The 13,086-nt window shown below is 43.7% G+C and carries 8 protein-coding genes; all 8 read left to right on the forward strand.

The window, feature by feature from the left end; translation table 11 throughout:
• Positions 1–190: 190 nt before the first annotated feature.
• From DWY37_RS14520 to DWY37_RS14555, 8 genes are read left to right on the forward strand one after another with little or no spacing between them, the layout of a single operon-like run.
• The gene (locus tag DWY37_RS14520; protein ID WP_118332415.1) at positions 191–2,086 is read left to right on the forward strand and encodes a C40 family peptidase; all 1,896 of its coding nucleotides are present in this window, start codon (positions 191–193) and stop codon (positions 2,084–2,086) included.
• A gap of 50 nt (positions 2,087–2,136) precedes the next feature.
• Positions 2,137–3,033, forward strand: coding sequence for a hypothetical protein (locus DWY37_RS14525; protein ID WP_055062782.1), 897 nt, complete (start codon positions 2,137–2,139; stop codon positions 3,031–3,033).
• A gap of 27 nt (positions 3,034–3,060) precedes the next feature.
• Positions 3,061–3,279, forward strand: a complete 219-nt coding sequence (locus tag DWY37_RS14530) for a DpnD/PcfM family protein (RefSeq protein ID WP_004611546.1) — start codon at positions 3,061–3,063, stop codon at positions 3,277–3,279.
• Positions 3,276–3,644 (forward strand): hypothetical protein, encoded by a 369-nt coding sequence (locus DWY37_RS14535; RefSeq protein WP_118540719.1) that lies wholly within the window; start codon positions 3,276–3,278, stop codon positions 3,642–3,644. The genes DWY37_RS14530 and DWY37_RS14535 overlap by 4 nt, the downstream gene beginning before the upstream one ends.
• A 14-nt stretch (positions 3,645–3,658) precedes the next feature.
• Positions 3,659–11,311: a helicase-related protein gene (locus DWY37_RS16505; protein WP_118544571.1), complete on the forward strand. Its 7,653-nt coding sequence runs from the start codon at positions 3,659–3,661 to the stop codon at positions 11,309–11,311.
• A gap of 13 nt (positions 11,312–11,324) precedes the next feature.
• Positions 11,325–11,942, forward strand: a complete 618-nt coding sequence (locus DWY37_RS14545; protein WP_118540717.1) for a class D sortase — start codon at positions 11,325–11,327, stop codon at positions 11,940–11,942.
• Positions 11,935–12,333 (forward strand): hypothetical protein, encoded by a 399-nt coding sequence (locus tag DWY37_RS14550; RefSeq protein ID WP_118540715.1) that lies wholly within the window; start codon positions 11,935–11,937, stop codon positions 12,331–12,333. The genes DWY37_RS14545 and DWY37_RS14550 overlap by 8 nt, the downstream gene beginning before the upstream one ends.
• A gap of 3 nt (positions 12,334–12,336) precedes the next feature.
• Complete coding sequence (locus tag DWY37_RS14555) at positions 12,337–13,026, forward strand: SpoVG family protein (protein WP_118540713.1); 690 nt, start codon at positions 12,337–12,339, stop codon at positions 13,024–13,026.
• Positions 13,027–13,086: the final 60 nt, after the last annotated feature.

The following is a 13,086-nucleotide window of genomic DNA, read 5'->3' on the forward strand; positions in this document are numbered from 1 at the left end:
GTAGGTATTGAACCCAAATACCGCAAAAAGAAATAAATGGAAACTTCCAGTTTCATGTTGCTTTTAATAATTGAATATTGAATGATTTTACATAGCCGTTAAGGAGTAATTTTTGCTCCCTAGCGGCTTATTTTATTTTTCAAAGTAGGAGGTGAGAAAATTGAAAATTAGAAAGGTTGATGACAAACCGATGGTCATTCACACCAAGGAGAAAGCCAAGATTCATGCCCACGAACCGAAGGGAGCCAAGATTAAGGGGAGTAACATCTATACAGTAGAGAGAGGTCCTAAGACAGCTGGTGCAAAGGTAACTGATACGGATAGAAAGAAGTCCTATCGCAAGAGTACCATTCATCAGTCGGAGCCGAAGAATAAGGGATTATCAAGATTCAAGCAAAACCTTAAGGAATCAAACACTTCCATCAAGACCAAGAACACGAATCTTCACATTGCAGGAAGAACTGGAGCACTTGTAGCCGGGGCAGTAACAGATCAGGTGGAAGGCGGTCAGGAGGTATCGCAGGCAGCATATCTTGCATATGAAGCAAGCCGCCCTGTTACCGGAACTGCTTCTAAGGGGGCTGCACTTTTCAGGAAAAAGGCGGCAGCCGAGGCAAAGAAGCGTATCAAGAAGGTAGAGGCAGGAAAGAAGCTGGCAAAAAAGACAGCAAAGAAAGCTGCCAAAGATACAGCCAAGACGGTAGCTAAAGAGACGGCAAAAGAAACAGCAAAGACTACTGCCAAGGTTGCAACGAAAACTGCTACAAAGGCAGCTGCTACGGCGGCAGGAACAGCGGTTGCACCGGGAGTAGGCACGGCAATCGGCATGGCAGCCGGATATGCGGCAGGTGTGTCCATAGAGGTCAAGGATGAAAAGATGACAAACCGGAGCAGGAAGATAAAGTTCTTTCTGGATAAGATGAAAGCACAGGAGAATCAGACGGATAGTGTGGCAAAGCTGGTAAAGGATCTGATTGTGCGAAAAGCGATTACCTGGGTAAAGGCAGCTGCACCGATTATCGGATTGGTGCTTTTATTACTTGTTCTTGTAGTTGCCATGATTGCGGTTCCGGTTATAGCGGTGATAGCAATCCTTTACAATTCTCCATTTGCTTTATTCCTGCCACCACTTGAATCAGGAGATACCGTGCAGACAGTAACGAGTGCCTATGTGCAGGAGTTTAACCGGGATGTGAACACGAAAGTGAATGAGCATACCGGATATGACCTTGGAGAGCTTGTCTATGTGGATTATGAAGGTATGGAAGAAAATCCAAGCAATTACTATGACATCATGGCAGTCTATATGGTCAAGCATGGTGTCGGAGATACTGCAACAGTCATGAATGATACTTCTAAAGGCTGGCTGCAGGCAGTTGTAAATGATATGTGTTCATACACCACAAGCACCGGAACAAAGGATGTGGAAGAAACAGATGCAGACGGTAATGTAACTACTGTCACGAAGTCGGTTCTGTATGTGAATGTCACACTCAAATCTTATCGGGATATGATTTCGGTGTATGGATTTGACGCTAACCAGGTGGAAATGCTTGAGCAGATTATGAGTGCTGACTTTATGGGACAGCTTGGGTACGCTGGCAGCGGAAGCGGTGGTGGAGGCGGCAGTCCGGGAGTAAGTTCCATGACAGAGGATGAAATCAATGCTATTCTTAGTGGAATCACTGACAGCAGGCAGAAAAAAGTCTGCTCATACGCACTTCACAGAGTTGGTTTTCCATACAGTCAGGATATGAGAGATTCCGGCAATTATTATGATTGCAGTTCTCTTGCATATTACTCATGGAAAGATGCAGGCGTGGATATTAGTTATGGCGGTGCAACCACAGCGGCAGCGGAGGCACAGGGACTGGATGAAGCCGGAAAGACTGTCTCCTTTGATGAGTTACAGCCGGGAGACCTTATCTTCTACAGTTTTACAAGCAACGGAAGATATAAGAACATCAGCCATGTGGCAGTATATGTCGGAAATGGCAAGGTGGTAGAGGCACTTAATGAAAGTCTTGGTGTGGTCTACAGGGATGTGGCAAGCACAGGAAAGATTGTTGTGATAGGAAGACCATAACAGGAAATTTGCAGAGAGGGCATAGTCCCTCTCTGAGACTGGAGGTAAGAATGGATTTAAAAGATATGATACTGGTAACAGAAAACGACAGGGGAACAGAGACAAATATGCTGATGACTCTGGATGATTATAAGAGTTTTATAGCAGTTGATGACATGTCAGAGCTTGCAGACAATTTGTTGCAGCTTGGAAGGACACTTGGTGAAGCAGATAACTTCACAGAGTATTACAGGGCAGCAAATGTAACTGTATCTGCGAGATTCTGTCTGGATGATATTCAGCTGGGACATTTTCTTCAGGGATTTTATAACGATTCCAAAGAATTTCGGTTTGATAAAGAAGCCAGTTCTTATGAATGTGTTGCAAAGCTTAAGGAGATTGGAATGACCGATAAGGGCTGGGTGGATGATTTTAACCTGCATTATGAAATGGAGAACCGCTCATTTGAAAGGGGACAGACATTTCATAACTTCAATGACCATGATTACATGGTGCTTGAAGCATTATCACCAAGGAATCTTGTGGTGATGGATATGAAGTCAGGTTCCCTTACAATCGCCCTTGGTGCGACAGAGTATAAGCGTTATCCGAAGGATGAGAAGCCTACAAAGGACAATACCACAATCGGGGTATCGTGGGAGCATGGCATTTATCTAGGTTCCACACTTTCAACTACAAATTTCAAGGCATACAAGAGGGAGTATGGCACACCGGAAAAGATAGAGGATATCTATGATTACAGGGCAAAGCTAAAGCAGAAGTTCTATTTTTATCAGGATATGTCAAAGGATGATGATGTACCGAAGAAGCTGCAGAATGACTTCCTTCACCAGATGTATGAGGATTTTGGAACGATTGAAGAGGACTGTTTTTACGACAGGCTGGAAGATGGAAAGTACGATGAAGGCTTTAAGGAAAGACAGGTAAAGGAAGAAAAGAGCCGGTGATGAGATTTTTACAGGAGGCGATATCATATGGAACAGGAATTTGATGTTGAGATAAAAGAAGTGCTTTCACGAGTACAGAAAGTAAAGGCAGAGTCGCTTGACGATGCCATCAATAAGGCAATGGATATGTATTATGCAGAGCAGATAGTCCTTGGAGCAGAGGACATGAAGGGAGTAGATTTTGCGCCTATCAGCGAAGGTCAGCTCCCTTCTTCATTAAAAGAAAACGGAGGAAAAGCAAGATGAAAAGTGATTCAACAACAGTAATTAAGAACATGGAGTTTTTAGTAAAGGAACTTCATAAGGAGTGGGACAGATCGGGTGCTTCTAAGGCATCCGTTATTATTTCCATTGAGGAAGTAGATGGTATCAATGATAAGATAAAAGAGATTATCTATCAGACACAGAAGTCAGTCGATGAGGATGAGCTGACCTTTAAACAGAGCATTGCAAAGTCCAAGGAGTGCTATGTGCTTCTTCGTGTGGTGCGTAAGATTGCAAAGAAAAAGGATAAATGCGAAAAACAGGCAATCGACAATGAATTTGCAATCGAGCTGGATAAGGATGAGTTAAAGGTATTGAAGGGATTGTTTGCAGAGATGTTTAAGTAGAGGAGGACAAAGGTATGGGCGTTGATATGAAGGTCAAAGCGATATACGATTCTGAGATTGGTAACATCACCAGATCAGAAAAGAACTGGAAGGATGTGTTAAAGGTCGCAGGTCAGTTATACCGCTATGAATTTGACAATATCGTTATGGTAACAGCGCAAAGACCTCCGGAAAAAAGCACACTCATGGCAGATTATGATACCTGGAAAAAGGTGGGAAGATATGTAAAGCGTGGTGCGAAAGGCTGCGCTATCTTCCCGTCAAGGGCACTGAATCCACGCATGAGGTATATCTTTGATATCAGTGATACCGGAGGGAAGAATGTTAAGCTGACATGGGACCTTGAGGGAGAAAATCTTAAGGATTATGTGGATTTTCTTGTGTCAGAAGGTCAGATTGAGCAGTACGATAACAGCGACAGGGAGTCTCTAAAAAATATATTAAAACAGTTTACAGGAACAGATGTTTGGCTTATAATAAAAGAAGAGTTCGGAGACCGAATGACCGAACTTATGCAGCTATCAGGTAGTGTGATAAAGGAAGAAAGTAAGAAACGCAATGGCTTACAGCAGGAAATGGACATGGAGCAGCTTGTATATGCAAGTGTCATGTATGCTGTAGGGACGAGATGCGGATTTGACTTATCTGTGCAAGAACAGGATTTTAGTCAGATCGTAAATATCAAAGACGAAGAGATCATTTACCGTCTTGGTTCCATTGTATGCGATGTCTCCTGTAGTGTTCTTAGAGAATTTAGTCGTAACTTAAAGGCAATCGAGAGCGAAAGGAGAATTGGATATGTTAGAAGAAATGACTTACAAGGAAGTGGACGGACTGCTTTATCCGCAGATAGAGATGCCGGACGAGACGGAGGATCTCACGAAGCTGGGCAAATACGGAAGGATGGCGATGAACTATCTAAAGGAGAACGAGCCGGCAAGATACAAGACGCTGATGAGATTCGGGAAGATGTACGAGAAGATGTCAGCGGTAGAGGAGGAAGCGAACCAGCTGTACGACCAGTTAGAGATGCAGTATCTGGCGAAGCACAAGCCACAGAATCCGTCATCGACAATGGAGATGTGGAAGATAAGAGAGCAGGCGAAGATGCAGGCAGAGGAAGTGGTACTCCATCAGATAGTGATGCGATTCCACTAGAATCAGATGATACAGAACTGAATAGGGAACTTGATGAAATCAATTCATTGGGTGTTAGTAAGGAAGCCGAATATACACAGGCTTCCTTTTTTTTCGACCAGAATGGGCAGGCAAGCATTGGCACTATTCATACTGAGGACGAAAACAATAATCAGTTTATGCGTCAGTTCGAGCAGGACAGAAAAGCTGCATTAGCAGGTAAATACAATTACCTGAATCCCAAAAAGTCTGCAACAGTACCAAGTGAGTATATCAAACAGGTGCTTATGAGAGGTACAGGTTTTATCGGTGGCAAGGGCAGGGTATGCAAGATTTTTGAAACTGAGATTGATGCAGGAACCAGGGCAAAGCGTATCAAAGCAGAATATGGTCAGGGAGGTGCAGGCTGGCCGGTTGACGGACTGGGACTGCACGGATATGACACATTTCATGGGAATGGACTGCGTTTTCAGTGGCGAGATGAGGATGGAGAGGTTGAAGGATATGTTTCGTGGAAAGATATCGAAAAAGAGCTTGGTGTCCTTATTCTTACAGGGGAATACCAGCCTGAGACACCTCGTATTGATGAGCTTGCGATGGACGGACTCCGTGAGGATGATGAGGTCATTGATGCCGAATACCGGGAAGTGGAACCGGAGGAGGCAGAATCAGAGATTGATGATTATGCAATACCGGATGAGCCGGAGAGCTATGCTTTTAACAGAGATTATGTAAGTGCAAAAGGCATGACACCACAGGAAACTGCCGATGAAGACCGCATGGTAACACAGGCAGAATATGGTGCAGAGATAGAAGCTGAAACAACTGAAAAAGATCCATCAGAGCTTCAGTATATTACACCGATTGATTATGCCAAGCGTATTGCAGAGCTTGATGAAGACCTGCGTGATGCGGCGGAGATTCTTGTAACAGATTGCAGCTGCTACACTCCGTTTAGGGCATTCCTTATGGATGTGGTGCAGTCTGATTTTGCATTTATGCCCAATAAACTTGACCTTATCAGGGATATTGCATTAGGGACAGATAATGCAGAAAGAAAGGCATATTCCAACAATAAGTATGGTCTTGTGGAGTACTCAATCAGAAGTGGATATGTGAAGATCAGCTATAAGAACAGGAATGGTGTGCGTAAGGAAGGTGCTCTCGACTGGCGTGAGTTATATGAGATTTTATCCTATATGGTAAAACAGCCATTTTACTGCGGAGAAGACCAGAAAAAGTATTATCAAGAGATAAAGCAGAAGGCTGACAGGGATAAGATGAATCCGGTCTATAAGAGATTCTTTGACATCGAGGATAGTGTAAAAGCTAATCGTCTTGAAACCAGGGAAAGAGCAATAGCGAATGGATGGGAAACCAAGATTGATGAGAATGGACATGTAGTTTCAGATGATGTGGTATCAGTATCTGTGGATGATATTCAGGCTGATACAGAATCACAGGAAACTGTAGATTTTACACCAAAGCAGGAACCAGTACAGCAAGTAGAAAGTCTTGAAAATGAGAAGAATGTTGCCGGGCAGACGAAGCACAACTTCCATTACAATCTCTGGGAAATGGAAAAAGGCGGTGCCAAGACCAGATACCAGTGGAATATGGATGCAATCCGTACTTTAAAGCAGATTGAATCAGAAAACAGGCTTGCAACACCGGAGGAACAGAAAACCTTGTCGAAGTTTGTCGGATGGGGCGGACTGTCACAGGCATTTGACGAGGAAAACGCAGGCTGGAGCAAAGAGTACAAAGAACTCAAAGAGATGTTATCGGATGAAGAGTATGCTGCAGCTAGGGCAACAGTAAACAATGCCTTTTATACTTCACCGGAGATTGCCATGTGCATGAACTCGGCACTTGTCCAGTTTGGTTTCAGAGGCGGCAATGTATTAGAACCATCTATGGGTATCGGTAACTTCTTTGGGAGTATGCCGGCACCTATGCAGAGAAGTAAGCTGTATGGGGTGGAGCTTGACAGCATTTCGGGAAGAATTGCAAAGCAGCTTTATCAGAATGCCAATATCAGTATCACAGGATTTGAGAATACCACATATCCGGATAACTTCTTTGATGTAGTTGTCGGAAATGTGCCATTTGGTGATTATAAGGTTTTTGATCCGAAGTACAACAAGTATAACTTCCGTATCCACGATTATTTTCTGGCAAAAGCACTTGATCAGGTAAGACCGGGAGGCATGGTTGCGGTGATTACCACAAAGGGAACACTTGATAAGGCAAATCCTACTATCCGAAAGTATCTGGCTGAAAGAGCAGAGCTTGTGGGAGCGATAAGACTTCCGAATACTGCATTTAAAGATAATGCAGGAACCGAAGTGACAGCAGATATCCTGTTTTTGCAGAAAAGGGAGAGAAAGATTGATATTGAGCCGGACTGGGTACACCTTGGTGTAACTGAGAATGGCATTGCAGTCAACTCTTATTTTGCAGAGCATCCGGAAATGATGCTTGGTTCTATGAAATATGATACAAGGATTTACGGACAGGACAGCAGATACACAGTCTGCGTGAATGATGATGAGAACTTCAATATTTATGAAGCATTAAACAAAGCTATCGGTAATATCAAAGCACAGATGACAGATTTTGAGAGAGTGGCAGATGAGGCGGAGCAGACGGAGGAAGTTATTCCGGCTGATCCGGATGTGAGAAACTACACTTACACATTTTTTGAAGGAAAACTCTATTACAGGGAAAATTCCGAGATGGTAAAAAAAGAAGTATCACAGACTGCCGAGGAGCGAATCCGAAGCCTTGATGAAATCAGACAGATAACAAGAGAGCTGATTGATATCCAGATGGATGGCTGCAGCGAGGAGGAGCTTTCTGATAAGCAGAGACTTCTTAATGTAAAATATGATGCATTTGTAAAGCAGTATGGCGCCATTACTTCAAAAGCAAACAGAATAGCTTTCAGGGATGACAGCGATTACCCACTTCTTTGCAGTCTTGAGGAAGTAAATGAAGACGGGGAGGTGAAAAAAGCGGATATGTTTTATAAGCAGACGATTAAGGCAAAGACTGTCATAGACAGGGTTGAGACTGCTGTGGAAGCATTAAATGTATCCGTCAATGAATTTGGATATGTAAATCTTGCCTATATGCTCTCTATCTATGAGCCGGATATTACTAATGCAAAGGAAGAACTTGCAGAAAAGTCCGGGCAGACAGCTGATGAGATAACATTTAGTGATGATGCTTTGGCAGAGCTTAGAAGGGCAGTTCTTGTGGAAGAGCTGGATGGATTGATTTTCCTAAATCCCGACCGCTACAACGAGGACAATCCCGACATTGGCTGGGAGACAGCAGACGAGTATCTTTCCGGAAATGTGAGAGACAAGCTTCGTGTGGCAAAGGCTATGGCAGCTGATACAGACAATCCGCAGGCAGAAAGATTCGCAGGCAATGTGGCAGCACTTGAAAAGGTGCAGCCGGAATGGATTGAAGCCTCGGATATTGATGTAAAGATTGGCACGACATGGATTGAGCCGCTTGATTATGAGCAGTTTATCTATGAACTTCTCAATACACCAAGACGTGCAAGAGCAGTCAGAAGCCAGTTTTACAATACAGGCATTCAGGTACACTTAAATAAGATGAGCATGGAATGGTTCATCGAGAATAAGAGCATGGATAAGCATTCAGTGGCAGCTACTAAGACCTATGGTACAAGCCGCATGGATGCTTATTCTATTTTTGAGGATACGCTGAATCTTAAAACTGTAACAGTAAGGGACAGGATTGATGACGGTGATGGCAAATATCATTACGAAGTCAATAAGAATGAGACAATGCTTGCAAGGGAAAAGCAGAACATGATCAAGGAGAAGTTCAAGGAGTGGCTGTTTGCCGAGCCGGAGCGAAGACAGAAGTATGTGGAATATTACAATGAGACATTCAATAACATCCGTCTGCGTGAGTATGATGGAAGCCACTTACAGTTTCCGGGAATGAATCCGGCGATTGAGCTAAAGCCACACCAGAAAAATGCGGTGGCAAGAATCCTTCTTGGAGGAAACACCCTGCTGGCACACTGCGTTGGTGCCGGAAAGTCCTTTGAGATGATGGCTGCCTGCATGGAGCAGAAGAGACTCGGACTTGCCAATAAGACAATCATGGTTGTTCCAAAGCCACTTATCGGGCAGACTGCATCAGAGTTTTTAAGGCTTTATCCGTCAGCAAATATCCTGGTTGCCACAGAGCGTGATTTTGAAAAAAGCCGCAGAAAGCAGTTCGTATCAAGGATTGCAACAGGTGACTATGACTGTATCATCATGTCGCACTCGCAGTTTGAGAAAATTCCAATCTCAGCAGAGAGAAAGGAAAGAATGCTCAATGAGCAGATTGATGAGATCAGCTATGCGATTGATGAGATGAAGGAGCGTAACGGAGAGAGATGGACTGTAAAACAGATGGAAAGCCAGAAGAAAAAGCTGGAGGAACAGCTGAAATCTCTATCTGATGAGAGCAGAAAGGATGACCTTATAACCTTTGAGGAGCTGGGTGTGGACTCTATCATGGTGGACGAGGCACATAATTTCAAGAACCTTGCGATTTTTTCCAAGATGAATAATGTGTCAGGTATCAGCAGTAGTGGAGCGAAAAAGTCAACAGATATGCAGCTTAAATGCCAATATCTATCAGAGATAAATGATGGCAGGGGCATTGTGTTTGCAACTGGTACACCGATATCCAATACCATGTGTGAGATGTATGTCATGCAGCTTTACTTACAGAAAGCGGCACTTGAAGAGATGGGGATTTATCACTTTGATTCATGGGCAGCAAACTTTGGTGAAGTAACAACAGCACTGGAGCTTACTGTAGAGGGAAGCGGATTTCGTTTTAAGAGCAGATTCAATAAGTTTACGAATCTGCCGGAGCTTATGAATATCTTCCGTGAGGTAGCAGATGTGCAGACAGCAGACATGCTTGACCTTGATGTGCCTGCTCTTCGTGGCGGCAAGCCTATTATTGTGGAGTCGGAGCCTGACTGGTATGTGAAGCAGGTCATGGAAGACTTTGTTGTGAGGGCAGAGCGTATCAGAGGTGGTGGAGTTGATCCAAGTGTGGACAACTTCCTAAAGATTACCCATGAGGCAAGATTACTCGGAACAGATGCAAGGCTGATTGATAAGGACGCACCAAATAATCCAGATGGAAAGCTCAATAAGGTAGCAGAAAATGTCTGGAAAGAATATGAGAAAGGAAATGCTGATGGTCATATAGGCTGCCAGCTTATTTTTTCGGACATCGGCACACCGGGACCGGATAAAGACTTTACCATCTATGATTATCTGAAGGAAACACTTATCCAGTATGGTATTCCGGCAGATGAGATAGCTTTTATCCATGATGCCAAGACAGATGCACAGAGGGATGCACTTTTTAAGGAGATGAGGACAGGTAAAAAGAAAGTTCTTATCGGTTCAACAGATAAGTGTGGAACAGGTGTCAATGTGCAGACACACCTTGTTGCAATGCACCATGTGGACTGTCCTTGGAAGCCAAGCTCCATTGAACAGAGGGAAGGACGAGGCATACGACAGGGCAATGAAAATAAAGAGGTGGCAATCTACAGATATGTCACCAAAGGAACCTTTGATGCATACAACTGGTCGCTCGTTGAGAATAAGCAGCGTTTCATCAGTCAGGTCATGACAAGCAAGGCAGTAAGCCGAAGCTGCGAGGATATCGACGAGGCAACACTTTCATATGCAGAGATCAAGGCGGTTGCTACAGGGAATCCTTTAATCAAGGAAAAGATGGAGATTGACAATGATGTCCAGAGATTAAAGCTTTTGAAAGCATCCTATGACAATCAGAGATATGGCTTGCAGGATAACTTTATGATTAAGTACCCAAAGCTGATTAAGACAGCAACTGAAAAGCTTGCCAATGTCCGTGAGGATGTAAAGGCAAGGGATAAAGAGCTGATTGATAATACGGAATTTGCCATTACCATAGGCAAAGCAACCTATACTGAGCGTGTGGATGGCGGAACGATGATGCTTGAAGCAATCAGCAAATGTAAGGCCGGAGAGACAACTGCAATCGGTAAATTCCATGGATTTGAGCTGCTTGTAGAAAAGAACTTCCTTGGCATCAATTATATGGTGCTTCGTGGAAAAACAGAGTACAAGGCAGAGCTTTCCACCAGTCCTGTCGGCAGCATGGTAAAGCTGGAAAACCTGTTCAATGGACTCCATGAGAACATTGATTTCTTAGAAAAGAAGATAGAACAGTACCAGAATGACCTAGAAGCATCAAAGACTGAGTATGACAAGCCATTTGCGTACAGCAAGGAACTGGAAGAAAAGCTGGCAAGGCAGTGTGAACTGAATGCCCAGCTTGACCTTGAGAACGCAAAGGCTGTGGATGCAGACCTGAGCGGACCGGAGGAAGAAAGAGAAGCTGATGACAGAATGGAAGCTGCAGCAATTGTGGCAGAGGATAAAGGTGCTTATCCAGCCGACAGAGAGGGCAGAACACGATAGGAGAGTGAATAATATGAACATAAGAAAAGTGGTCGCAGGACTACTGATTACAGCAGGGATTGCCATTATGGCAGTCCCTTTTTTCTGGCGGGCAACCGGAGAAAAACAGACAGAACAGCTCATAAGTGAATTTGAGCAGACATTGGAGGATGATTACGATGAAGAAACAGACGTGGAGGAAGAGCAAACCTCCATTAGTAAAGAGGATGAAGCCATTCTTAAAGAAGGCGGTGTTATCGGCATCATTGAGATACCGGGCTTAGATATCAGGTATCCGGTAATGGAAGGAACCACAAGTAAAGTGCTTAATGCCGGGATCGGTCATATAGAAGAAACTGCAGGAATAGGTGAGAGTGGCAACTGTGTATTGTGCGGTCACAATGGCAGCAGATATGGCACATTTTTTACACCACTAAGTCAGATATCCATAGGTGATGAAGTAATGATAACCGACAAAAAGGGACTTAAGCATATCTACGAGATAACAGAGACAGAGGTAGTAAATCCGTATGATAACAGCATCAAGACACAGGGAGATGAAAAAGAACTAACTCTTTTTACCTGTTCCCAGAAAGGAACCATGCGTTTTGTGGTCAGGTGCATTTATAAGGAGGCGGAGATGGATGAATAAGAGATACCGGTTAGGTGAGATAGAAGAGGCAGTATCGGAAATGGAAGAGCTAATTGACATCGAGGATGATATTGCAGAGATTGATGATGACTTGCAGATAGTCGTAAGCGGCTGGTCTGTGTATGTGGAAAGCCTGAATCTGACACTCAGACAGGGAATAGCCTGTGTATGGGATGCAGAGGAAGGATTATTTATGCCTGATTTTGATGTGACTATCGTGTATGAGGGGAACATTGAAACACAGGAGTGGCTCTATTACGAGCAGGACGGAATGGTCGTTACACTTGGCAACTGGCTTAATGGCAGATTGTCTTGTGAACAGATAGAACAGCTTTGGTGTGAGCTTATCATACCGGAGCAAAACAAAGAACAAAAAGAAAGCGAGGAATAGCATATGAAGTATTCAATTAAGGTAAACGAAGTAAGAGCAAAAGAGGGCAGCAATATCAAAGGATTTGCAACAGTGGTATTCGGTGATTCATTTAAGATTACCAATATTGCAATCCTTGAGAATAAGGATAAGGGAGAGCTTTTCGTATCAATGCCAAGATACCGCTCCAATGAGCGTGATGAAAGCAACGGTGTGATCTATAAGGATGTGTGCAATCCTATCACAGCAGAGTTTCGAGAGGAACTCTATACCAATATCCTTGATGCCTATGCAAGAATTAAGGAACCGGAGAAAGAGGAGACACAGAAGCAGGAGCGTACACAGGAAATGCCGGAGTTTTCCGTAACTGTGACACCTTATGAGAGGGAAGGTAGTAACATCAAGGGACTTGCACGCATTTATTTTGAAAACAGTTTCATCGTAAATAACATCAATATCGTGCAGGGCAAAGAGAAAATCTTTGTATCAATGCCTTCTTATAAGACAAAGCAGGTGGACGAGCAGGGCAAGCCAATCTATCAGGATGTCTGCTATCCGGTTACAAAGGATTTCAGGGAAAGACTCTATAAGGAGATTATCTCGGAATATGAGAAGGCAAAGGATAAGAGCAACGAAAAGGCGAGGGAGAGTGCCGAGAAACATCATGGCAATCCCGATAAAGAAAAAGACAAAGAGGCAACACCCTTTCGATAATCAGTAATCAGAGTACAGGGGCGGCCAAGGCTGCCCCATATACAGAATGGAGGAAACAGA

This window comes from Roseburia sp. AF25-13LB, assembly GCF_003478915.1.
GTDB lineage: Bacteria > Bacillota > Clostridia > Lachnospirales > Lachnospiraceae > Roseburia_C > Roseburia_C amylophila.